This is a genomic window from Paraburkholderia sp., from assembly GCF_050742655.1.
In the GTDB taxonomy this organism is placed as follows: domain Bacteria; phylum Pseudomonadota; class Gammaproteobacteria; order Burkholderiales; family Burkholderiaceae; genus Paraburkholderia.
The window spans coordinates 129,099-151,964 of the sequence record NZ_JBOIGG010000005.1 but is presented as its reverse complement, the minus strand read 5'-3'; the positions used below and the strand labels follow the sequence as shown (position 1 = coordinate 151,964).

Sequence of the window (22,866 nt, the reverse complement as noted above, 5' to 3'; positions counted from 1 at the left end):
TCTCGGGAAATTGCGGGTATGACGTATGGCACTTGCTTGCCGATAATTCGTCTGACTGCACGGCCATTTGCTGCCGGAGCGGTCGATCTCCGGAGGCGATCATGGATCTCGCGATGGCAATGGGCCTTGCCCTGTTCGGCATGTTTACCTGCAGCACGGTGTATTTCTTCTACAAGATCGCGCGCTAGGTCCGTCCGATTGCCGTTGCGCGTCGCTGGGCGCGATCGGGTCGATCGTTCTTCAGCAGGCGCCGCCGGGTCAGGCTCGTTCAGACGGGCCGCCCGCTTTCATGCAAGCCCGCCATTCCGGCGGGCTTTTGCTTTCATCGGTGTAAGCAGGCGCTGCCAGCCTGCCTTGCGCATCGCCCCAACGCCGCCGCGAATTTTTTTATCTACGCGTAAACGCTTGGCGGTGCCTTTTCCCACAGTCATAATCGGTGCGCCTCTGGACGTCGGGTCGCAAGCCCGTGTGCTGTCCGATTTTTTTTATCATTCACTTTTCACCATAGAGGGCCGCCGCGTGAGCTTGTGGTTTCTGATTTTTCTGAGCGTATTGCAGGGTGTCACCGAACTCTTTCCGGTCAGCAGCCTCGGGCACACGCTGCTCGTCCCCGCACTGTTCGGCATGCACATCGACGCGCATGCGCCGCAGTTGCTGCCGTTTCTCGTCGCACTGCATCTCGGGACGGCCCTCGCACTGCTGTGGTACTTCCGCGCGCGCTGGGTCGCGCTCGTGCGCGGCTTCTTCGCGTCGCTGGCCGGACGTCATAGCGACGACGGCCACATGATGTGGGCGCTGATCATCGGCACGATTCCGGCAGGCATCGTCGGGCTGCTGCTGGAAAAGCGGCTCGAGCGCCTGTTCCACGATCTGCGGATCGTCGCGATCGCGTTGATCGTCAACGGCGTGCTGCTGTGGTTCGGCGACCGGCTGCAACGCTCGCGCACACATTTTGCGCCGGAACGGCTGACGTTCCGCCAGGCCTTTCTCGTCGGGCTCGCGCAGGTCGGCGCGTTGATCCCGGGCTTTTCGCGTAGCGGCCTCACGATGATCGCCGGCAACGCGGCGGGTCTCACCGCCGAAAAGGCCGCGGAATTCGCGTTCCTGCTCGGCACGCCGATCATCTTCGCGGCCGGTCTGCTCGAAGTGCCGAAGCTGCTGCACGCACCCGGCCAACTCGCGGATGCGGTGCTCGGCGGCGTGCTGACGGCGATCGCGGCGTACCTGAGCGTGCGGTTTCTGATGCGCTATTTCGAAGGCCGCGGACGGCTTGCCGCATTCGGCGTTTATTGCGTGATCGCGGGTGCGCTGTGTCTCGGCTGGTTCGTGCTGCATCCGCAGCCGGTGTGACGGCGGAGCGACAAAGCAGACAGGGCAGATAACCGGCAAGCTCGTCAGCGAGCGTGCGGTCGGTTAAAATCGCGGTCTCGCCTCCCAGCCCTTTGGTATTCGCGGCTGGTCGGCGCAGATCGCGTTTGTCGGTATCCGCCCTTAGCTCAGTTGGATAGAGCAACGGCCTTCTAAGCCGTAGGTCACACGTTCGAATCGTGTAGGGCGGGCCAGTCGAAGCCCCTATGCATCAAGGCATTGCGCCACTTCCAGGTGTGGCGTTTTTTCGCCTCGTCGTCGGGCAATCCGATTTCACAGCGATGCTCGCACCGATATACGCTATTCATGTCGGCGACGTCTCGTCCCATATCTCCGATGCGTTGTGGTGGGTGCTACCATGATGTGTCCATCAATCCAGATGCGTTACTCACCATGATCGGTCCAGTCCCTTTGTCGAAGGCGCAAGACGCGTTCGACAAGATCGCAGACCTATTGCACAGGCAAATAGCAGTCGACGACTTCACTCTTTCCAGAATTGAGCGTATGGCTCGAGAAGGAATGCCTGTGGACGCGGTTGTCGCTAGCCAGGCGTTGGCACTTGTTGCCGCGCATCGATGGGAGATTGCGGCGTTGAGGTCGAACTTCGAGAATGCAATCCGGCTCAACGGCGAAGCTGCGGTCTATGCCAACTATGCTCGTGCGCTGACCGACGTAAATGACATGCGCGGTGCGTTCGATCTGATGGAAATTGCTGCTCGAAAGGAACCGGAAAATCTGGCGTACCTTCGCGCTGCGGTGAACTGGTCGTTTTGTGCGGGATTCTGGGAGAAGACAACCGAGTTGTACCGAATGCTCGATCTGCGGACTGATGCCTCGGGTAGCGAGGCTGCCGGTCTTGTGGAACTGGTGGAGCTCGCCAGGGTGATCGGTCTACGAGACGAGACCGTTCAAAACACCATCGCGTGCGCTACCCAGTTCCTGGCCGACCGCAAAGTTCGCGTGGCTAGCTTCTCCCATTCCGCGGAATACAGCCCGGCAGATGAGAGCATCTACTTTCGCCTTTTGGTGCCAGTTGGGCGTGCCAGGGCGCGCGCTTTAGACGACGAGTTAACGCCCATCTTGTTTGATGCAGTAAGCGACCTCCAGCTTGACACCTTCATACTCACGATCGAATCTCATCCCGACCATGAACCCGCGTGATTTCATCGTAATCGCTGAAAAATTGGCTAACGCCGGTATGGGGGAGGCAGGCTCTCGATCGGCGATCTCTCGCGCCTACTACGGTGCATTTCACTGCTGCCGCGAAGAGATCCCGCGCGCTTTCATGCCGTCAAAGGATGCGATGAGGAAGGAGGGGAGCCATAAGGCTGTTCTTTTTGCTCTTGAGGCGTGGGGACGCAGTACTCGAAATGGTCGCACTGACGCGGCGATCGCTGCGCGAAAGCTGGGAAGGCTACGCCTCGCACGCGTGATTGCTGATTACAAACTGGCAGAGGCGCATGGAGATCCCGCAGACTGCATTGCGGTAGCTCGTGAGGTGTCCGCCAGTATTGAACGAGCTAGCGAGAGATTAGAGAGCCATTGACCGACAACATCACGCTATTGCGTGACGCGAATCCGTCCCCGGGCGAGCTCTGGTGTCGGTAGTTGCAGCGGTTACCCCTGTGAGGATCGAGAGAGTCTCGAGCTACTTCATGTAGCGACGCCGCATCGCCACTTTTCCCAATCATCCTCACGCTCCCTCATCTTCCAGTTCACGACGAGCCGTCTGAAAGGCGATCGCTACACCTTGCGCTGCCTCGACGGCATCCTGAATCGAATGATCCGCCATCACCTGCATGCGGAACCTCGCAGCACCCCTCGCAACCGCAGGATACTCAACCAGATTCGCATGAACGCCACGACTTCGGATCCAGTATTGCTCGCAACGTCAATCGGCATGCACGGCCTATCAATGACTAACCGCAACTTTCCGCCCATCGGCCAGCGTCAGCGTCGTCGCACCATCGTCGCCGACCGCAACCGGCGCGCACCAGTCCTCCGGACCACCCTGGCGAACGTCCCACTCGACGTGCAGGCAGTATTGGCCGGTGTCGTTGACCGACCAATGTCCCGAAGCAGATGTGGACGAACTCGCTTTTGATCCGAGCGCGCCGCGTCGCGTGACGACGACTGCTCCATCCGCGTCGCTCACCCAGACCTCTGTTGAGCTCCCGCTGGGACTGGTGGTGCTGAAATGTGCGCCACTGAGATGCTGTTTAGCGTCCGGATCGGGTTGAGCTGTCTGGGCAAATGCCGCCGACGCCAGCAGAGACGCCACCGAAAAAAGGAACTTGATGGATCGAGTCATGACTTTCTCCCTGGTATTCCCGAGACGTGCAGTTCGAGATACTGGCGCCGGGCTGTTTCTGGTTTCGTTGATTCCCGCCGCTGTGCGGCCTGCCGATGGCTTGAGCTGACGCCCCACGGGGCGTCGACTCTTCGCGCATTGCTACGCCTCGTGGAACCTAGAAGGTAACGGCGCCCTGCAGGCTGCTCACAGCGGCCTTGTTCAGGCGGATCTGGAAGTTCTGTGTGTAGTTGAGCGTGTAGCCTGATTTCGTGCCGGGCGCGGAAACGGGATATTCATCTCCACCGAGCACAGTGCCGTCCTTGACGAGACTACCGCTGTAGACGTTCCCGTTGAGCTCGTAAAAAGTGTGGTACGACGATGTTGTCCGGTTCGGTCGAACCACTGACGCCACGTAGGTCGTGACACCGTTGACGGTCGTCACGCTGCCGTTGTTCAGCGTATACGTGGTTGCATCCGTACTGGAGCCGATGCCACCCGCCGCCATCAGCGCAGCGATGGTCGTGCCTGTCGCAACCGGTACCGGCGTAGTGCCTGTCGTCAGACCGTTGTAGTCGAAAACCGTGTAGTTGTCGCCGATCTCCGTCTCCGTGTATTTCATGTATGCGGCGTTTGACGCCCAGGTCGCGGTGGTGCTGAGCAGTGCGGGATTGAAATAGAGGAAGTTGAACCACTGTGAGAGATCGGCAGGCGCCGATACGACAGTGCCGGTCAACGGCACGACGGAAACGTTGCTGCGCAGCGCGCTCTGAACCGGTGTGACGCCGTCTACGGCCAGCGTATCGTTCCTGATGCCCGTGCCCTGATAGCTGATGTTGGTGATGTAGGCGGGTCCGGATCCGATCACGATCTGGCCTTTCACAACATAACGCGTGGGAGCCGACGCAGCAGCAGGAATCGGTAACGTGCCGGCGATCGAAGCTAATGGCGAGTTCGTCACTTTCTGCGTGCCACTGGTTGCCGGAGAAGCCGGCAGGGACGCGAAACTGTCGGCGAGATAGTCTGTCCCGGCAACTGGCGCTCCCGAGGCGGGCAATGACCAGTCGGTTCGGTAGGTCTGGTTAGGCGCGAGCGCAAAGCCCTGATACGCAGTCTGGTCCGCGCTCAACGCGGGCGGGGTACTGGTTTTCGAGCTGTTTGTCGGGCTTGTTGTCCCGCCACCGCACGCCGTCAGCATCGCGACGATGTTTAGCGAAAGACATGTTTTCCTGTAGCAGAAGAGCTTCATCGAATTTCCCCTAAGCAGATTTTTGGTCTCGTGAAAAACGGCCTGTTCAAGAACGGTGCTGAAAGCGCTGTCTGTCCGCACGTGGTTCAGAAACGTTTGTTCGGATCCCGGAACAAGTTCGCGTGTTGCGCTCATCAGAGTGGCGCGTCGGTTTGGTCTTCAGCGAACCAGGCAGACGTCTGAAGGCTATCAGTCGTAGATCGGCGCCTCATCCCCCAATTTGGGGATGCGCGGGAAGCGCAGTCGCCTTTCATTTAAATAACGTGATGAGATATTCCCGGACCGTGGCCGGTTTCGTCTTTTGTCGCTGCTAGAATGCTTAATGAATAAGTCGTTGTTTCTGATAAACGCGTCTGCATTCAAAAAGGGAAACGGGGTGAGCGGTCAATCTGCCGATTCTGCGATTGCGGCGCTTTACACCGCGGCCGCGGCTCCCGATCAGTGGGACGCCGCGCTGGAAGCACTCCGACGCCTCGCGGACGCTCGCGCAGCAAACTGTTTCGTCCACGATGGGCTGACTGATTCGTTCCTCGAATATCGCTACACGGGATACGGCCCGAACTGGGCCGACGGCTACGCGAGCCACTATCACAACCTCGATCTCGCCCGGCAGGTTTTGTTGCGTGAGCCGGCGGGGCAGATGTATCCCATGCATCGTTATGTGACGCAGGGCATGGTGGAGCGAAGCGAGTACTACCAGGATTTCTATATTGCGGAGGGGCTGCGCTATTCCTGCGGTGGCACGTCGTTCGATGGCAATCAGCGCCTGATTCTTGCCGTGCACAGACCAGTCGGTCATTGCCCCTATGACGAGCACACGGTATCGGAGCTTCAGCGTGTGCTGAATCACCTGCCGAGCGTATTCCGGGTGCGGGAACTGACAATGCAGACCAGCCAGCAGGCCCTGATGTCGAGCGCGGCGCTCGACGCACTTCCTCGTGCGGTGCTGATCGTCGATGAGTGCATGAGCGTGCGCTATGTCAATGCTGCGGCCAACGCGCTGCTGGAGCGCTCGGTCGATGTGCTTGTCCGCGCAAACCGGCTGACCCTGGCCGATCCCCCGCTAGCGCGTCAGTTGGCTCAGCGCATCAGGCACGCCTGTGCGGCGACGCCGGTCATCGCGCCGGTTCCGCTTTACGTGGCTGGGCTGAGCAGTCGCCCCTCACTCGAACTCCAGATCATGCCGTTGAAGCCGCAACTGGCTGCGAGTGTGACTTCAGCGAAGCCTATGGCGCTGGTCGCGCTGCGCCAGCCCTTCTGTCGAGCGCAGTGGCATCTGTCATCCGATCGGCCGTTTGCGTTGACGCAAGCCGAGATGGCTGTAGTGGGCGCGCTCGTCGAAGGATTGACGCCCGCGGAATACGCCATGCACAACGGCGTCAAGATCAGCACGGTTCGTAGTCAGATCAAGGCGATCATGGCCAAGAGCGGCACCCGCCGCGTGACGGAAATAGCGACGCTGTTCGTGGGCATCGGATAGTGCAGTGCTTCTGCCGAAGTACTGCAATGCTGCTGCGATCATTGGGACGCTTGCACTTTCACTCGTTTACTTGTGCTGGCATTCTGGATGGCGCTTGCAGTGGTTACTACGGGCGCACCGCTTTTCCCCTGGCCTCCGACCGATTCACCGGCCACGGCAAACCCGTGCGATTCCCGGTTTGCGACGAGGCCAGCGCCACTCGCCGTAACGGGCAATTTCTCAAGTCAAGCTGCTGGGCGCGACGTACCTCGGCTTTTTCATTCTGGTCGTCGCGCTGTCAGCGATCCTGAAGCTGTGCGGCTATTCGCCGATCGCGGTGATCAAAGGCGTGAGCGAACCGTTGCTGCTCGGGTTCACGTGCCGGCAGTCGGAGGCGACGCTGCCGCTGCATATGGAAAAGCTCGCTGAAATGGGCTTGCCCAAAGCGATCGTGTCGACGGTGTTGCCGCTGGGAACGGTTTTCAACCGCGACGCCGGCATGTTCTTTCTGACGCTCGTCATCGGTTTTCTCGCGGACGGATATCACGTGACGATGACGTTGCCGCTGATGGTGACGGTCCTTGTCGTCGCGTTGACCGCGATCCGTCTGCCGCTCGACGCGATCGCGATCATCATCGGCGTCGATGCGTTCTTCGACATGGGGCGTACTGCCGTCAATATCTATGGCAATACGGTTGCTGCGCATGTCGTCGCGCGGCTCGGTCGAATCGGCCAGCCGACAGGCGAAACAGTCGATGCGGGCAATGAGCGGATACCCGGTACCCGCTGACATCCTCTAGACGGGTTAATCCAAAGAGGGGCTAGCTATCGCCATTGGGACTGATAGAGTACTAAGCGGCAACCGGAAAACGAGCCTACCTGCGTGCTACCCACCCGGAGCCGCATCAAGAAAGGGTTGCAGAAGAAAAATAGGAAGGCCCGACAAAGGCTGAAAGGAATTGACCATCATGAGTCATTTGCTGCAAAACGGGGAAGTGGCGTTACTCGCTATCGCCGTAGTACTCGCAATCGCAATCGTATTGCTGGTCTGGATATCGGGAATCATTCGCTACATTCCAAACGACCGCGTCGGCGTGGTCGAAAAACTCTGGAGCCTGAACGGCTCTGTCAAATCGGGACTGCTCGCACTCCATGGAGAAGCCGGTTTTCAACCGGACCTGCGACGCGGCGGTTTTCACTTTTTCGCGCCGTTTCAATACCGTGTCCATATCCATTCGATGGTGTCGGTCACGCAGGGCAAGATCGGCTATGTGTTTGCCCGCGATGGACGCGATCTCCCGCCCGCGCAGACGCTTGCCGACAATTCGAATATCGACGATTTCCGCGACGTGCGGGCGTTTCTCGAGAAAGGCGGCGAGAAGGGACCGCAGCGCAAGGTACTGCGCGAAGGCACGCATATCCTGAATCCCGCGCTCTTCGTCGTGATGACGGAAGAGGCGACGTATTCGCTGTCGCTCAAGGCGGCGGAGAAAGCCTATTACGAAAAGATGCGTGCGCTTCTCGACGAGCGCGCGGGATTCGTGCCGGTCGTTGTCAAGGGCGCAGAGGGCGAACACGATTCCGACCTGCTCGCGATCGTGACGGTGCAGGACGGCCCCGCGTTGCCGAAGGACGAGCTGCTCGCGCCCGATGTCGGCGACATCCACAATTCGTATCAGGAGCCGCAGAAATTTCTGGCCGCCGGTGGTCGCCGCGGGCGTCAGGAGCGCGTGCTGGTCGAAGGAACGTGGTACATCAACCGCCTGTTCGCAACAGTCGAGTTCATTCGCAAGACCGTGATTCCGGTCGGCTTTGCGGGCGTGGTCGTCTCCTATACGGGGCGTCGTGGCGCCGATCTTTCCGGGAGCGACTATAGCCACGGAGAACTCGTGGAAAGCGGCTGCCGCGGCGTGTGGCGCGATCCGCTGATGCCCGGCAAGTACGCGTTCAACACGTACGCCGGCAAGATCGAACTCGTGCCCACGACGAACTTCGTGCTGATGTGGAAGTCGGGCGAAAGCGGATCGAACTTCGATTCGAACCTGCGCGAAATCACGCTGATTACGAAGGATGCATTCGAGCCGCTGCTGCCGCTGTCGGTGGTCGTGCACATCGACTATCGCAAGGCACCGATGGTCGTGCAGCGCTTCGGCAACATCGCGCAGCTCGTCGAGCAGACGCTCGATCCGATGGTGTCGTCGTACTTCAAGAACGTCTCGCAGACCAAGACGTTCATCGAACTGATCCAGTCGCGCAGCGAACTGCAGACCAATGCATCGAACGACATGCGCGGGCGCTTTCAGGCGTATTCGCTGGAATTCGAGGAGGTGCTGATCGGCACGCCGAAGGCGCAGGTCGGCGACGTGCAGATCGAGAACATCATGGCGCAGTTGCGCGACCGGCAGATTGCGCGCGAGCAGGTCGAGACGTTTGCGCAGAAGCAGATTGCCGCCGACAAGCAACGCGAGTTGAACGAAGCAGAGCAGCGCGCGAGCAAGCAGAAAGAACTCACGGGGTCGCTGGTCGACATCAGCATCAAGGAAAACATGGGTTCAGCGAACGTGAAGGCAGCCGAGAAGCGCCGGCAGGAAATCGAGGCGCTGGCTCACGCGGAGAAATTCCGCCAGGAAATGGAAGGCTCGGGCCGGGCATCGGCGATTCGCTCGGTAGGCGAGGCGGAAGCGTCGGCGATCAAGGCGAAGTCGGAAGCTTTGCAGGGCGAGGGCGCCGACAAGCAGTTGATGCAGACCGTGATGTTGCGGCTGGCCGAGGCCTTCGAAACAGCGAAGGTGCCACTCGTTCCGCAGATCCAGCTTGGCGGTGGTGCCGACGGTAACGCGTTTTCGACGTTGATGTCGCTGATGAGTTCGCTCAAGGCACTGGAGTTGTCGGCAGCGAACGCGCGGTAGTGCGGAAGCGCGCCGGCCAATCAGACGCATAAAAAACAAAGGGATATCGCGCCCGCGATATCCCTTAGCCTCACACCGGTGATACCGGTCGCCGGCCCTCATCCCGCTACATCAGAACCGATGCCGGATGCCGAGATTAACCATCTCCTGTGTGCTCGTGCCCGCATACCCATACGAACCGATCGACGCCTGTGCCGCCACCGTGCCACCCGTGCCGTTGCCGGTCTGGCCGCTTGCGTGCTGGTACGCGGCGGTCATGTAGACGTCGGTGCGCTTCGACAGGGTGTAGTCGGCGCCGATCGATACCTGGTGATAGGTCGCCGACGTATCGCCGCTCGACTTCGTGTAGCTGTAGCCGAGGCCGACGAGCAGCGCGGTCGCCGCCTGGTAGTTCACGAAGCCCTGGCCCGTGTTGTACTTCTCGTTTGCCGCGAACGCCGATGCACTGTCGCGACGATACTGCGCGTTGCTGTAGGCGCCGCCGAGCGTGAATGCGCCGAGCGTGTACTGGCCCGCGATGCGCGCGATGCCGAGTGAGTGCGCGGTGTCGTAGCCAAGGTTGATCGGGCCGTCGAACGTGCCGTCCGACGTGCTGGTCCAGCCTGCGCCTGCGACCGTGCTGCGGGGACCGGCCGAAGCAGGGCTGTTGGCTGCCCAGAAGTAGCCTGCGGCCAGCGCGACGGGACCATTGTTGTACGCGACTGCCGCCGAGTACGACTGCTCGGAGCCGGTGCTACCGGCGATGCCGCCGAACGAATACATCGCTTCGAACTGCAGGCCCGACCAGACCGGCGACGCGTACTTGACGGCGTTGTTCACGCGGAAGCTGTTGTCGTAGTTGTCGACGTCGCCGGCCGTGGCGAACGCGCTGCCGAAGTAGTTGTCTTCGGTGATGCCCTGCACGAGGTCGATCAGCGGATCGTATTGACGGCCCAGCGTGACGGTGCCGTATGCGTCGCTCGCGAGGCCGACGAACGCCTGGCGGCCGAAGAGGCGGTTACCCTGGCCGAGCTGGCCGGTCGACGGATTGAAGCCGTTCTCCAGCTGGAAGATCGCCTTCAGGCCGGCGCCGAGATCCTCGGAGCCCTTGACGCCCCACCGCGAGCCGGACAGATTGCCCGCGCTGCTGTTGCCGAGCGCCCACAGGTTCTGGTTGCCGGCGGCGTTGTGAACGTAGGTGAGCGATGTGTCGATGGTGCCGTACAGCGTGACGCTGCTCTGGGCATGCGCGGCACCCGCCGAAGCGAGTGTCGCGATCGAGATGAGAGGAAGCATCCTGCGTTTCATTTTTTCTCCTGCGCGTTGTGTTTTAGCGGTAACACCGCGTCGCAGACTATCCATGCAAAAGTTCGCTGTAAAACGTGGAAAGCCCCACCGTCGGAAATATCGGACACATCGCGCGATCCGATTCCTCGTCGTTTTGCCAAAACTGTATTGCCGGAGTTGCAATATTTATCGCTTTCTTTATGGGTATCGCTACCAATCAGCGTGCCGTGTTAATGAAGTGAATTGCTTTGGCCGCAACCGATGCATGGGTCACGTCAGTCTTGTTGAAACGGGAATAATCATTTGCAGGTTGTGCAGCGAATCGTGGAGACGATCTGGGGTAGGGCTTTTGAGCTTCAACGCGGTTCGAAAGAACCGGAAAGGCAATCAGATTGCCTTCCCGGAATAAACGCTTTGGTGTCTCTGACGAAGAATGGCGTTACAGCGTGAACGTCTGCAATCCGAGTGTGAGATTCAGATCGCGCTCGACGCTCATCCACGGGCTGATCACTGCATAGGTGCCGTTTTCCGCGGGCGGCCACTGTTGCGTATTCGGTGGGGGCTGCACGTAGCCGGGAAGTGTCGCGCCGACGTTCAGTCCGATCATGTACACCAGCGTCTCGCCGGCAATATGGAATACCGGCGCGCCGCTGTCGCCGCTGGAGCTGAGGTAGTTCGCCAGCAGTTGATTCGTCAGTACGCCGTGATCGTCGAACGTCACCGTCACGTTCCTCGCGGAGATAACGCCGGAGCGCAACGCTGTCTGGTTCGACGCGCCTTGCATCGATACCGCGATGCCGGGCGCCGGCGCGTCGTAAATCGCGTCGATCGTGTAGTTGCTGTTGCTCGAACGCCAGATCGCGCGTTCCGCGATTGCCGTCGTGCCGGCGACGAACGCGCTGTCGCTGTTCGCGTTGCCCGCGTAGCCGCTGACCGCGATCACGCTTCCCGCACGCCAGTCGTTCACGGAACTCTGCCGGGGTTGATAGACGTTGACGCCGGCGCAGACCGCCACGTGTCCGCAGGTCACAAACCCCTGCTGACCCGCACGCGTCGCTGCGACGCAGAGCGTCCCCTCGCTCTGGACATTGGGACAGTTGAGATACAGGCCACCTCTTAGAGGCCGGTTGTAGTCCTGCTTGTTCGCGTGACGCACGGCGGGCGCGCACGGAAACATCCGCAGCGGCGCGTCGCCCGCGAGTGCTTCGAGGTCGCGACGCACGCGCGGTATCTCTGCCACCGTGTCGATGCCGACGGCCACGTGGCCGCGCCGATCGTCGATATAACAGAGCGTGACGGGCAGGCGCGGACCGGTGCGCGTCATCATCCTGCTGATGCGCCGGTGCGCGCGGTGCAGGGCGGCGTTGAGTTCCGGATAGTTCGCTGCGGTTATGGTGCCGGACATCGCATGGCTCCTTTTATCGATGACCGCTTCGCCGGCATTGCGCCAATGAGTCGGGTCCCGGGTCAGCGGGCGACGGTTGCCGCGCGATCGAAGGCGGCGCAGGACGCGTGCACGTCGGCCAGCACCGCTTGCGCTGCCCGTTCGCCCGAGAAGTAAGCGGCCTGCAGCGTGCCGTAGCACGCGGGGTCGGTGGCCTCGCCCGCGAAGTAAAGCCGCTTCACGGGCACGGTCAGCGCGTTGCGTGCGCGCAGCGCGTCCGGATCGTCGGGGCCGCCGCCGATGAATGCGCTGTACGAATACGCGCCGCGTGCAGCGGGTTCGTTGCTCCAGTTGGTCAGCGCGCGGCCGGTTGTGAAGAACACGCCGTCGCAGGCGGTCTGGATGCGGGTCTTGAACAGCTTGAACACTTCGCTGTCGGGAAGGCCGTCGAGCGCCGCGGCAAAATCGCCGGCCGCGTGCGCGATCAGCACATCGTCCGCATAGGGCAGCCGGTAGTACTGCCAGACGCCCGGAGGGTCGTCCTCGGCGAGGTAGTAGTGGGTGCCGGGCACGATGTCCGCGGGCGGCGTGCGCAGCCGCAGCGCCAGCTTCTTGTACGAGCCGAGGCGCAACACCTTCAGCGCATTGCGGTGCGTGTCCGGCAGCGGCGGTTCGAACACGATGCTGCCGTTACCGAGCACCGACACCGGCACGGTGACGATGCAGGCATCCACAGTCAGCCTCTGGCTGTCGTACGTGAGCGTGACCTTGTCGTCGTCGTACACGATCCTCGACACGACCGCGCCGAAGTGCTCGATGTAGCTGCTCCCGGACGTCGGCCGCAATTTCTGGCCCCACGCCGCGACGAGGCTGCCGATGCCTTTCGTCACGAGCAGATTGTTCGCTCCGTCGCCTTCCGCTTCGCGCGCGCGATCGGCTGCGATGGTCTGCCAGGTCTCCGCCGATTCGGTGAACGGTCCGTACGTCGACGTCGCATGACCAAACAGTTCGGCGGCGTCGGTCCTGCGCGGTTTGCCCGCGACGATCACGTTGGGCTTCTGGCTGTTTTCGTTGAACGAAGCCTGGATTTCATCGACGATCGCCTGGATCGCGGGCTCGGTGGTCGGCAGCGTTTTCCAGCCATCTTCGGTCTCGACGCGCAGCCGGTATCCGGCGTCTTCCTCGACAGTTTCGAAGCCGAGCTTCTTCGCGATCTCCGTTAGCGGATTGCGCGTCGGGTCCTGGATGCACTGCGCGCCCTTGTCGAATGCGAAGCCGGGAATCGACGCGGTGTCGGTGCGTGCGCGTCCGCCATAGCGGCCGGTCGCCTCGAGCAGATGCACGGCGGTGACCCTCTTGTCGGCGAGCAGGGCATACGCGGCCGCGATGCCCGCCACGCCCCCGCCGATGATTGCAACTTTCATGGAACACTCCTTTTACGATCGATGGCGGCCCGGCTGCCGGTTCAGCGGTAACGGATCAGATAATTCAGCGAGAGATTGCGGGCGCGTGGGTCGGACGCGACGTGCGGATCGTCGTGCATGCGGGGACTTCCCGGCGTCGACGTGCAGGCGTGCTCGTGGTCCTCTAGCGCGTCGGCCTGGCAGGAACCCACGTGATCGCCGGACGCGCCGCTCGACGGCTGCGCGATGCGCGCGCCCGCATCCGCGTCATGGCCCGCGCCGCCGTCGACGCCGCGCACGAAGCGGCCGCGCAGATCGGGCACGTTGAACGTCGTGGTGTCGCCACCGAAACTCTTGCCGATCACGCCGTACAGTTCCCAGTACGCCCGCATCGAATACGTGCTGCCGTCGCAATAGAGCCAGCCTTGCCCGCACAGCCCGGCACGGACCTGGTCGAGGATGCCGCTGCTCGCATCGGTTGCCGCCAGTAGACCCGCGTACGGAACCACGATGCCGATCGGCCATATGGGCCAGTGAGGCGGATCGTGCGGGTCGCGAGCATCGGGATGCGGTGGATGATGTGCCATGAGGTCTCCGCGGGTTCGAGCGGCAGTGCGCTCATTTTTGAAATCCTCAGGAAAAATCGGGCTGAACACCGGCGTCGACGGTGCATGCACCAGAACGAGGACCCGGGGAAAAAGAGTTCGCGACTATTCGCCGACGCTAAATAAATCGACGCGAAAGGCGTGGCGGAATCACGAAAAATCTCTCATCGTTCCGCGTGAAATCATGGTGAAGCGAGACAGGTGCGACATCAATTACAGGCCATTACACCTGGACGGTCTGCAATAGCAGACGCAGGGTGTGCGCGCGTCAGCATGGATTCGTTGCGCCTTGATGTCGGATGCGGAACTTCGATGTGCGTGGCTGGAAATATTTGCCGTTCGCACGCCTCGCGGCGCGACAGGGCGGAGGCGCGACGGATTCCGGCGCGGGTGCGGCGATGAGCGCTTGCGCAGGTATTTGACCTCGTGCACTATTGGCCGCCAGTCCTGAAAATACGAATGACAAAAGACTGGACGGTTCACAGCCGGCGCCCGATGGTGACCATAAGCGTGACGTAAAGGCGACGATAAAAAATCGGCGGGCGGACCACTCGTCGGATCGGCTGCTCCATTGGCATGGATGGGTACCGGTTGAAGAATGAACTTATGAAGGTGTGGCAATGGCGACACTCGAAAACAGCTTGACGGGAGAATCCTGTCTGCTGCGCGCGAATCATGTGTTCGGACGGGACAGTGCGCGGTGTGACACGGTGATCGCGGACCCCTACGTATCGAGAGTGCACGCGCATATCCGCTGGGCGGATGGGCGCTGGGAACTGCACGACCACAGCAGCAACGGCACACTGGTCTCCGGAACGCGCGTGCGCAACGGCGAGGGTGTGGTGCTGCGGCAGGGCGATCTGATTCACTTCAGCAAGGCGAGCGCGGTGTACTGGCGGGTCGGCGAATTGAGCGATCCCGCCGACATGCTGTGGCCGCTGCGCGTACCCGCCAAACCGATCCTCCTCGACACCGGGCACGTGCTGCCGGGAGACGCTATTCCGGCGGTGACGGTCATGCGATCCGCCGACGGCGACTGGCTATGCGACGACACGCCCGGGACGCGCGTGCTGCGCGACGGCGATGAAGTGGTGTCGGGTCTTTTCGCGTGGCGTCTCGTGCTGGCGCATGGACGTCATACGACGCTCGCGATGCGCGAAGCGTCCGGCCCGTCTGAGCAACTACAGCAGATCGACTTCACGGTGAGCCGCGACGAGGAACATGTCCACGCCGTGCTGAATACCCGCGGCGGGATGGCCGATCTCGGCGAGCGCGCCCATCACTATTGCATCGTGACACTCGCACGGCTGCGCTGCGCGGACGCGCAGGCTGGCTACGACACCGCGTCGCAAGGCTGGATCGATCTGGAAGTGCTCGCGCGGATGCTGGGCACCGACGTGTCGCATGTCAATGTGCAGATCCACCGGGCTCGCGCGCAATTTGCGACGCTGGCGTCGTCCGGCAGCGCGCAGCTGGTCGAGCGTCGCCGCGGCAGCGTGCGGTTCGGCTCGACCGGCTTCCGCGTGTTTCGCGGCGAACTGCTCGAATGCCAGTCCGCGCCGGCCGCACCGATCGATTACGCGCCGTACCGGCCGGTTCCGGCGGTCACGTTGTCGTCGCTGCACGCCAGTTGAGCGCGAGCGCGGTCGTGACGTTACCCACTCTCGCAGGTTCGCGCATGCACGCGCGCGCCGAACCGGCTGCGACGCCGGACGCAATCGCGGCGCTTCCGCGCACACACCGCTACCTGCCCGGCGCGCTGCTCGGCGAAGGCGCGAGCGGGTCGATCTATCGGGCCACCTGCATCGAGACCGGGCAGACCGTCGCGGTGAAGCTGCTGCGCGAAGACGCGACGCAGCCGGCCGATGCGCGCCAGCGGCTACGCACGCGTTTCGAGCGCGAAACGCGGCTCTGCGAGCGGCTGCATCATCCGCATGTTGTCGCGCTGCTCGACAAGGGCGAAGCACCCGACGGCCGTCTGTTCGCTGTCTTCGAGTTCGTGCCGGGGCAGACATTGCGCGACGTGCTGCTCGCTGACGGCGCATTGCCGGCCATCACCACCGGGCTGCTGATGACGCACGTGCTCGACGGTCTCGCGGGTGCGCATCGGGCGGGCGTCGTGCATCGCGACCTGAAGCCGCAGAACGTGATGGTCGCGACCATCGAGGGTGCGCAGCACGCGAAGATTCTCGACTTCGGCATCGGTGCGCTGCTGCCGGACGTGCGGCGCGTCGACGAGCACACGTTGACGCAGATGAACGACGTGCTCGGCACGCCGCAATACTGCGCACCCGAACAGTTGCGCAACGAAGCGCCGACGATCGCGAGCGATCTGTACGCGTGGGGGCTGATGGTTATCGAATGCCTGACCGGCCACGCGGTGATGCAGGGCGCGAGCATCGCGGAAATTCTCTATCAGCAGTTGAGTCCCGTCGACGTTGCACTGCCGCCCGCGATCGCCGCTCATCCGCTCGGCACGGTGCTGCGTCTTGCGCTGAACAAGGACCCGCGGCAACGCGCCGGATCGGCGGACGAACTGCTCGAACGGTTTCGCGAGATTCATTTTCCGGCGCTGGTCGGCGAGTTCGGCTACCGTCCGTCGCGGCGCAATGCGTCGTCCAGTGTGGAGACGCGCGATCGCTTCGTGATGCCGGATGCGTCGGCCGCTGTCGAGCAGGGCGGCGAGCGCAGACAGGTCACCGCACTGAGCTGCAGCGTGACGATCGCGGCGACGGGCGTTACCGCTGATACCACCAACCCCGACGCCCTCGATGCGTGCGAAGCGCAATGGCTGACGCGCTGCACGGACATCGCGATCCGTTACGGCGGTCAGGTCGCCGGCACGCTCGGCGACACGCTGCTGTTTTACTTCGGCTATCCGGACGGAATCGATCGCGCGGCACGTCGTGCGGCACGCGCCGCGTTCGACATCATGCGCACGGCGAACGCCGCACTCGCACTGCCGCTCGATGCGGAGAACAGTACAGAACCCGCGCATAGCTGGCGCGTCGAGATCGCCGCGGCCCTTCACGTCGGCACGCTGTTTTCGCAGACGTCGACGCGGCCGGTCGGCGCGATGTCCGGCGAGGCCGTCCGCTTGCTGCGGCACGCGCAGCCGGGGCAGATCCTGCTGAGCGACGATGCGCGCCGCTCGCTCGAGCGCTACGTGGACTACGCACCGACGCCGTTGCAGTTCGCGACCGCGGGCGCGGCGGCAAGACCGGTCCATGCGCTGCTCGGCGAGCGCCACGAACACGTGCAGTTCGATTCGCTCGATCAGGGCGCGAGCGCACCGATGATCGGCCGCGATCGCGAACGCAGCACGTTGATCCGCGAATGGCACGCTTTCGTCGAGGCGCAGTCGTCGGCTGTCGCTGCTGCGCGTGGCAGGCGTCCCGATGCGCGGCTTATCGTCGGCGAAGCGGGGATCGGCAAATCGCGTCTCGTGCACGAGCTGTGCGAGGCAGTGCGCGCGGAGCATCAGGCGTTCGCGAGTTGCGTGTGCCTGCCCGAGCAGATGAACCATGCGTTGTTTCCGGTGCTGCGCTTCGTCGAGTCGCACTGGCAGATCGATACCGAGGGTCCGCCCGCCGCTGCGCTGGCCGTGCTCGACCGCATGCTCGCCCCGCTCGATTGCGATCATGCCGCGGCGCGCGCGACGCTCGCCGCGTGGCTCGGGATCGGTGGCGGCGGTGCCGCCGCGTTGCGCTGGTCGGGTGCGCGTCAGCAGCAGATGCTGTTCGACGTGCTGCGCCAGCTGCTCGCGTCGCTCGGCGGCGGTGCACCCGTGCTGCTCGTCGTCGAGGATGTGCAGTGGATCGACCGCGCAACCGCCGATTTTCTCGACGCCCTGCGCGGCCATCCCGGTGGCACGCCGGTGTGGGTCGTGCTGACGTCGCGGCCGGAGAGTCTGGTGCGCTGGCGCGGCGCTGCGACGCGGTTGATGCTGCGCCGTCTGTCGCGCGACGATACGCGCCGGCTGATCGCCACGTTGTTCGCGCACGACGACATCGATCCCGCGTCGCTCGATTTTCTCGCCCGTCGCACGGCAGGCATTCCGCTCTTCGTCGAGGAGATCATTCGCGAACTGGTCGCGAGCGGCGCGTCGACCGAGCCGGGCCGTCCGCTGGCGAGCGTCGCGTCCTCCGAGCATTACCCGTTGCCGGGCAGTCTGCGCGACATGCTGGAACTGTCGTTCGAGCGTGTCGACGGCGCGCGCGACACCGCCCAGCTCGCCGCGACGATCGGTCTCGAGGTCGATGCGCAACTGCTGGCGGCCGCATCACCGCACGATGCGGTCGTGCTCGAAGAACATCTGCGGCGTCTGCTCGAAGCGCGTGTCGTCTATGCGCGGCATCGTCTCGGCGGGGTCTCGTATGCGTTTCGCCATGCACTGATCCGCGATGCCGCTTACGGGTCGATGCCCGCGAAACTCTGTCGCGGTAATCACGAGCGGGTCGCGCGTGCGCTGGTTGCCGAAGCCGGCGACGCAGCGCGCGTCGCTGATCATTTCGCCGCAGCCAGCCTGCACGTGGATGCCGTGCAGCATGGGCTGCAGGCGGCGCGTCGCGCGCTCGAACGCGCGTTGCACGACGATGCGATCCGTTACACGGTGGCGGTGCGTGCGTGGCTCGAGCATTGCGGTCACGCGGATCGCGAGCAGGATGCCGCGCGCGCCGATCTCACGTTGACGCATGCACGGATGGCGCGCTTCGGCTGGGCGGACCCGGAGGTGCGCGTGCATGCGGAGCGTCTGCTCGGTCGCGTGGACGGCCCCGGTGGACTCGGTGATGCACGGCTCGCCGCGAGCGCGTTGTGGACGCTCGCCACTTACCACCACGTCGCAAGCGATCGCGCGGCGGTGCGGCACATCGCGTCGCAGTTGATGAGTCTGGCCGACACCAGCGGCGACGACAGCATCGGCGTCGCCGCGCACGCGATGCGCGGCATGAGCCTGTGGATCGACGGGCACTATGCACACGCCCGGGTAGCGCTGCAGACCGCGCTGGATCGCTACGACGTGCAGCGCGACGCCGGCCATTCGCGCACGTTCGGGCTCGACATCCGCGCGTGGTCGATGACCGCGCTGGCGAGCGTGATGTGGTGCATGGAGGACGGCGAGGACGCGGCGCTCGAGAAGGCGCGCGAAGCGGTGTACTGCGCGACCTGCAGCGACCATCTGCCGACGCTCGGCGTCACGTTGATGTACCTCGCGAGAATGCAGCAATGCGCGGGCGACCGCGACAGCGCGCGCGTTACGTCGGGCACGATCCTGCGGCTGTCGCGCGTGTACGGCCTGAACGCCGTCGAGCGCTACGCGGCCATCGTCCACGCGTGGTGCGACGGCGACCGCGACGCGGCGGTCGCGCACGTCGACGCGCTACGCCGGTCGGGATGCCAGCTGGGGCTCACGTACTACGCGTCGCTGGTCGCCGAGATCGATGCCATGCGCGGCGACCGCGCGGCCGCGCTCGCGGGCATCGACGCGTGTCTCGCGCTGTGCGACTCGCTCGACGAGCGTTACTACGAAGCCGAACTGCTGCTGAAGAAAGTCCGCTACCTGCCGTATACCGGGAAGGGAGGCGATCCGGCGGAGGCGATCGCGCTGGTTCGCCGTGCGCTGGCCATCGCGGGACCGTCGGCGATGGCCCGCGTTACCCAGAAAGCGCAGGATGAACTGCGACGATTGCAGTACACCATTCAACCCCTCCCATCGGAGAGCATCGATGAATGAGCTTGCCAGTTTCCCGACCTACGACGAATTTCTCGAGTACCGCGCCGTGATCGTCCAGGCGATCGCCGCGTCGTGGCACGACCCGGCGTTTCTCGAGCAATTGATCGAGCACCCGAAGGCCGCGCTGTTCGAGCGCTTCGGCTATCGCTATCCGTTGAATCTCGCGTTGAAGGTGCACGCCGACAGCGCAATGTGGTCGCCACCGACCAACGGCGGCTGGATCACCAAAGAGAACAATTCACTCGAACTCGTCCTGCCGCCCGCGCCCGAGCAGCAGGACCAGTTCGCCATCGCGCTCGCGGCCTACAACGCGAAGCACATCGACATTCTTGGCTACGACGAGTGAGACCGACATGGCACTGAACAATACCGTTCCCACGCTGGAATCGATGCTGGAGTTTCAGGAGGTTTATCTGCGTGCGATCGCGCTGTCCTGGAAAGATGCGGAATTCAGGCAGGCGCTGTTGAGCGATCCGTTCGATGCGCTTGGTCGCTATTTCGACTATCAATGTCCGTGGCTGCTCGATCTGAAGGTCACCGATCCGGGTCCCGATTTCGGCTGGGACGCGGGCACGCAGCGCTGGGAGTTACCGGAGAACGCGATGACGTTCGGCGTGCCGACGCGGCCGCTGCCTGCTGCCGAAGAAGCGGTGGCGCTGTCGGTGTACAACGATGCGGGGCCGAGCTACCTGTTCACCTGCTGCTGATGTTTGTTGACGCGTATGAAGCTGGCCGGCGTAGTGCTGGATAAAACGCTGACTGGTGTTTGACTCGCCCGGCGCTCGGTCTGCCCGCGCCGGGCTTGCCATTTTTATCTGCCGCCTCTCTCATGCTCGACGATTTCACGCGCACGCTGCGTTTCAAGCCGCATCTGCTGGTACTCGACGCGGGACCGGACACGCTCTTCGTTGTCGACGAATTCGCGCGCACGATGCTGTCCGGCGCGGTGTACGTGCAGATCGCCGCATGCGTGCGCGAACGGATGACGATCGCGCAGATCTTCGCCGCGCTGTCGCCGACGTTTTCCGGGTGGCAGGTGCTGGCCGCGCTCGACCGGCTCGTGCAGAAGGCGTGTCTTCGCGCAGACGAACCCGACGAACGCGATTTCGCACGCGGCTTTTTCGAACGTACCGGCGGCGACGGTGACGATGCGTATGCACGCGTCGAGCGGCTTTGCGTTGCGGTCGAAGCATTCGGCACGCCAGCCGGACCGCTGATACGCGCGCTGTCGGACTGCGGCATCGCCGTCGCGGACGATGCATCGTTCACGATCGCCGTCAGCGATGCTTACGACCGAGCCGAACTGATCGAAGCTGTAACGCGGATCACGGCACGCGGCGACGCGGTACTGACGGTCGTGCAGGAAGGCGCCCAGCCGACGATCGGTCCGCTGTTCGCCGCGCCCGCCGAAGATGGTCCCTGCATTGAATGCGTGCGCTACTGGACCGCGCGCAACCGGCCGGTCGAAGCGCTGCTTAACCGATATCACTCATCCGCTGCCACGCGGTTGCCTGCCGCGCATTCGCGCGCCGGGCTCGGCGCGATGGCGGGACTCGTCGCGGCGTTCGTCGAAAGGCTGGCAGTGAGCGACGAGCGCCGGCAACGTGCGCGCTCACATCTCGTCGCGCTGCGGCTCGATACGCTCGCGACGACGTCGCATCGTGTTGTGCGGCGGCCGCAATGTCCGCGATGCGGCAATCCGCACTGGATGCGCCAACAGGCCGGACGGATGCCGCAGTTAGCGAGGGTACCGGCGACCGTGCACGGAGAGGGCGGCTATCGAAGCGCCGATCCGCAGCAGGTCTTTCAGCGCTACGAGCATCTGATTTCGCCGGTCAGCGGCGCGGTCGCGTATCTGCATCCGATGCCGGGGCGCCATGTGGGCCTGCGCAAGGTTTATGTCGCGGGCTATCTGACGTGTCCGGGCGCGGTGCCGCGCAGCAACCGCTTCGACAGGATCTGCTCGGGCAAGGGCCGCACCGACGAACAGGCGCGCGTAAGCGCGCTGTGCGAGACGCTCGAGCGCTTCAGCGGCGAGTACCAGGGCGACGAGGCGGTGACGCGCGCGAGCTTCGACGAGCTTGCCGCCGACGGCGCGATTCACGTGAACGCGTTGCAACAGTTCAGCGACACGCAGTTCGAACAGCGCGACGCGATCAACGCGCGCACCGACGATGTTCGCAAGCAGGTGCCGCCATGCTTCGAGTTGAATCGCGCGATCGACTGGACGCCTGCGTGGTCGCTTGCGTCGGGCCGGCGTCACTGGGTGCCGCTCGATTACTGCTATGCCGACGTACCCGAGCAGAATGCTTCGCCGTTCTGCATCCACAATCCGAACGGCAGCGCGGCCGGGTCGCGTATCGAGGAGGCGATCCTCCAGGGGCTGCTCGAACTGGTCGAACGCGATGCGGCCGCGATCTGGTGGTACAACCAGATCGAACGTCCGGGCGTCAGTCTCGCGAGTTTCGCCGATCCGTACTTCGACGCGCTGCAGGCCGAATACCGCTCGATGGGCTGGCGTCTGTGGGCGCTCGACATCACGCACGACCTGCGCATCCCGACGATCGTCGCGCTCGCCGAGCATCCAGGCACAAAGCGCTTTTCGATTGGCTTCGGTTGTCATCCCGACTACCGGATCGCCGTGCAGCGCGCGCTGACCGAGGTGAACCAGCTGCTCGACGTGTCGGCCGATGGACCGCCGCCATGGGATCACGCGCGTTTGTCATCGACGCGGTTTCTGTATCCGGCGGAAGGTGTCGCCGAGACCAGTGCGCCAACATGGCCGCGTGCCGGCGAAGGCTCGCTCGACGACGCGATCGCCTACACGCTCGGACAGATCGCGGCAGCGGGACTCGACACGCTCGTCGTCGACAAGACGCGGCCGGACATCGGGCTACCGGTCGTGCAGGTCATCGTGCCGGGGCTGTGTCACTTCTGGCCGCGGTTCGGTGCGCCGCGGCTGGTTTCGGTGCCGGTCGCGCAGGGTTGGATCGGTCGCGCGCGGGATGAAGCGGAGTTGAATGGCGTGTTGCTGTTTCTCTGACGTAAATGCCTTGCCACCCATTCATTTTTTTTGAGGACTATCTGGAAAATCGTATCTGATTCGGCGTGCCATGGTTCTTCGAGCATCAGTTATTATTCAAGGCTGAGTCATCGCGCTAATCTTTTGGCGATAAATGGTTTTTAACGTTGATGCAGG

Annotated in this window: 17 protein-coding genes and 1 tRNA gene; 11 read left to right on the top strand and 7 right to left on the bottom strand. The window is 63.2% G+C overall.

Annotated features, from left to right (window positions below):
* Positions 1-287: 287 nt before the first annotated feature.
* The gene (locus ACREXZ_RS09580) at positions 288-425 is read right to left on the bottom strand and encodes a hypothetical protein (protein ID WP_431763813.1); all 138 of its coding nucleotides are present in this window, start codon (positions 423-425) and stop codon (positions 288-290) included.
* A 94-nt stretch (positions 426-519) separates the two neighbouring features.
* Here ACREXZ_RS09580 and ACREXZ_RS09575 point away from each other — a divergent pair, with 94 nt between their 5' ends.
* The 3 genes from ACREXZ_RS09575 (at position 520) to ACREXZ_RS09565 (ending at position 2,529) form a co-directional block, all read left to right on the top strand.
* On the top strand, positions 520-1,350 hold the full coding sequence (locus tag ACREXZ_RS09575) for an undecaprenyl-diphosphate phosphatase (RefSeq protein ID WP_431763812.1): 831 nt from the start codon (positions 520-522) through the stop codon (positions 1,348-1,350).
* 135 nt (positions 1,351-1,485) lie between these two features.
* Positions 1,486-1,562: transfer RNA gene (locus ACREXZ_RS09570), tRNA-Arg, on the top strand.
* Positions 1,563-1,731: 169 nt separating this feature from the next.
* The gene (locus ACREXZ_RS09565; protein ID WP_431763811.1) at positions 1,732-2,529 is read left to right on the top strand and encodes a hypothetical protein; all 798 of its coding nucleotides are present in this window, start codon (positions 1,732-1,734) and stop codon (positions 2,527-2,529) included.
* A 751-nt stretch (positions 2,530-3,280) separates the two neighbouring features.
* Here ACREXZ_RS09565 and ACREXZ_RS09560 read toward each other — a convergent pair.
* On the bottom strand, positions 3,281-3,679 hold the full coding sequence (locus ACREXZ_RS09560) for a DUF995 domain-containing protein (RefSeq protein WP_431763810.1): 399 nt from the start codon (positions 3,677-3,679) through the stop codon (positions 3,281-3,283).
* Positions 3,680-3,836: 157 nt separating this feature from the next.
* Positions 3,837-5,042, bottom strand: coding sequence for a hypothetical protein (locus ACREXZ_RS09555; protein WP_431763809.1), 1,206 nt, complete (start codon positions 5,040-5,042; stop codon positions 3,837-3,839).
* A gap of 187 nt (positions 5,043-5,229) precedes the next feature.
* Here ACREXZ_RS09555 and ACREXZ_RS09550 point away from each other — a divergent pair, with 187 nt between their 5' ends.
* The 3 genes from ACREXZ_RS09550 to ACREXZ_RS09540 all read left to right on the top strand — a co-directional run bounded on the left by ACREXZ_RS09550 (position 5,230) and on the right by ACREXZ_RS09540 (position 9,275).
* On the top strand, positions 5,230-6,387 hold the full coding sequence (locus ACREXZ_RS09550) for a helix-turn-helix transcriptional regulator (protein WP_431763808.1): 1,158 nt from the start codon (positions 5,230-5,232) through the stop codon (positions 6,385-6,387).
* 214 nt (positions 6,388-6,601) lie between these two features.
* On the top strand, positions 6,602-7,156 hold the full coding sequence (locus ACREXZ_RS09545) for a dicarboxylate/amino acid:cation symporter (RefSeq protein WP_431763966.1): 555 nt from the start codon (positions 6,602-6,604) through the stop codon (positions 7,154-7,156).
* Between the two features lie 178 nt (positions 7,157-7,334).
* Positions 7,335-9,275 carry an SPFH domain-containing protein gene (locus ACREXZ_RS09540; RefSeq protein ID WP_431763807.1) on the top strand — a complete coding sequence of 647 codons (1,941 nt, stop codon included), beginning with the start codon at positions 7,335-7,337 and terminating at the stop codon, positions 9,273-9,275.
* Positions 9,276-9,386: 111 nt separating this feature from the next.
* Here the strand turns inward: ACREXZ_RS09540 and ACREXZ_RS09535 are convergent, their stop codons facing one another.
* The 4 genes from ACREXZ_RS09535 to ACREXZ_RS09520 all read right to left on the bottom strand — a co-directional run bounded on the left by ACREXZ_RS09535 (position 9,387) and on the right by ACREXZ_RS09520 (position 13,915).
* Complete coding sequence (locus ACREXZ_RS09535) at positions 9,387-10,562, bottom strand: porin (protein ID WP_431763806.1); 1,176 nt, start codon at positions 10,560-10,562, stop codon at positions 9,387-9,389.
* Between the two features lie 418 nt (positions 10,563-10,980).
* On the bottom strand, positions 10,981-11,946 hold the full coding sequence (locus tag ACREXZ_RS09530; RefSeq protein WP_431763805.1) for a hypothetical protein: 966 nt from the start codon (positions 11,944-11,946) through the stop codon (positions 10,981-10,983).
* A 62-nt stretch (positions 11,947-12,008) separates the two neighbouring features.
* Positions 12,009-13,349, bottom strand: a complete 1,341-nt coding sequence (locus tag ACREXZ_RS09525; RefSeq protein WP_431763804.1) for a flavin monoamine oxidase family protein — start codon at positions 13,347-13,349, stop codon at positions 12,009-12,011.
* A 41-nt stretch (positions 13,350-13,390) separates the two neighbouring features.
* Positions 13,391-13,915, bottom strand: a complete 525-nt coding sequence (locus tag ACREXZ_RS09520) for a phage tail protein (protein WP_431763803.1) — start codon at positions 13,913-13,915, stop codon at positions 13,391-13,393.
* Positions 13,916-14,553: 638 nt separating this feature from the next.
* Here ACREXZ_RS09520 and ACREXZ_RS09515 point away from each other — a divergent pair.
* The 5 genes from ACREXZ_RS09515 to ACREXZ_RS09495 all read left to right on the top strand — a co-directional run bounded on the left by ACREXZ_RS09515 (position 14,554) and on the right by ACREXZ_RS09495 (position 22,710).
* Entirely contained in the window at positions 14,554-15,567 is a 1,014-nt protein-coding gene (locus ACREXZ_RS09515; protein WP_431763802.1) for an FHA domain-containing protein, read from the top strand.
* Between the two features lie 44 nt (positions 15,568-15,611).
* Positions 15,612-19,667: a TOMM system kinase/cyclase fusion protein gene (locus ACREXZ_RS09510; RefSeq protein ID WP_431763965.1), complete on the top strand. Its 4,056-nt coding sequence runs from the start codon at positions 15,612-15,614 to the stop codon at positions 19,665-19,667.
* Complete coding sequence (locus ACREXZ_RS09505; protein WP_431763801.1) at positions 19,660-20,013, top strand: BMA_0021/BMA_0022 family TOMM bacteriocin; 354 nt, start codon at positions 19,660-19,662, stop codon at positions 20,011-20,013. The genes ACREXZ_RS09510 and ACREXZ_RS09505 overlap by 8 nt, the downstream gene beginning before the upstream one ends.
* 7 nt (positions 20,014-20,020) lie before the next feature.
* Entirely contained in the window at positions 20,021-20,374 is a 354-nt protein-coding gene (locus tag ACREXZ_RS09500) for a BMA_0021/BMA_0022 family TOMM bacteriocin (protein ID WP_431763800.1), read from the top strand.
* 122 nt (positions 20,375-20,496) lie between these two features.
* Positions 20,497-22,710, top strand: a complete 2,214-nt coding sequence (locus tag ACREXZ_RS09495; RefSeq protein ID WP_431763799.1) for a TOMM precursor leader peptide-binding protein — start codon at positions 20,497-20,499, stop codon at positions 22,708-22,710.
* The last annotated feature ends 156 nt before the right edge of the window (positions 22,711-22,866 follow it).

Bases quoted from the DNA above. Each gene is read 5' to 3' on its own strand.
- ACREXZ_RS09560 (WP_431763810.1), bottom strand. From the start codon at position 3,679: ATGACTCGATCCATCAAGTTCCTTTTTTCGGTGGCGTCTCTGCTGGCG.
- ACREXZ_RS09555 (WP_431763809.1), bottom strand. From the start codon at position 5,042: ATGAGCGCAACACGCGAACTTGTTCCGGGATCCGAACAAACGTTTCTG.
- ACREXZ_RS09550 (WP_431763808.1), top strand. From the start codon at position 5,230: ATGAATAAGTCGTTGTTTCTGATAAACGCGTCTGCATTCAAAAAGGGA.
- ACREXZ_RS09540 (WP_431763807.1), top strand. From the start codon at position 7,335: ATGAGTCATTTGCTGCAAAACGGGGAAGTGGCGTTACTCGCTATCGCC.
- ACREXZ_RS09535 (WP_431763806.1), bottom strand. From the start codon at position 10,562: ATGAAACGCAGGATGCTTCCTCTCATCTCGATCGCGACACTCGCTTCG.
- ACREXZ_RS09530 (WP_431763805.1), bottom strand. From the start codon at position 11,946: ATGTCCGGCACCATAACCGCAGCGAACTATCCGGAACTCAACGCCGCC.
- ACREXZ_RS09525 (WP_431763804.1), bottom strand. From the start codon at position 13,349: ATGAAAGTTGCAATCATCGGCGGGGGCGTGGCGGGCATCGCGGCCGCG.
- ACREXZ_RS09520 (WP_431763803.1), bottom strand. From the start codon at position 13,915: ATGGCACATCATCCACCGCATCCCGATGCTCGCGACCCGCACGATCCG.
- ACREXZ_RS09515 (WP_431763802.1), top strand. From the start codon at position 14,554: ATGGCGACACTCGAAAACAGCTTGACGGGAGAATCCTGTCTGCTGCGC.
- ACREXZ_RS09510 (WP_431763965.1), top strand. From the start codon at position 15,612: ATGCACGCGCGCGCCGAACCGGCTGCGACGCCGGACGCAATCGCGGCG.
- ACREXZ_RS09505 (WP_431763801.1), top strand. From the start codon at position 19,660: ATGAATGAGCTTGCCAGTTTCCCGACCTACGACGAATTTCTCGAGTAC.
- ACREXZ_RS09500 (WP_431763800.1), top strand. From the start codon at position 20,021: ATGGCACTGAACAATACCGTTCCCACGCTGGAATCGATGCTGGAGTTT.
- ACREXZ_RS09495 (WP_431763799.1), top strand. From the start codon at position 20,497: ATGCTCGACGATTTCACGCGCACGCTGCGTTTCAAGCCGCATCTGCTG.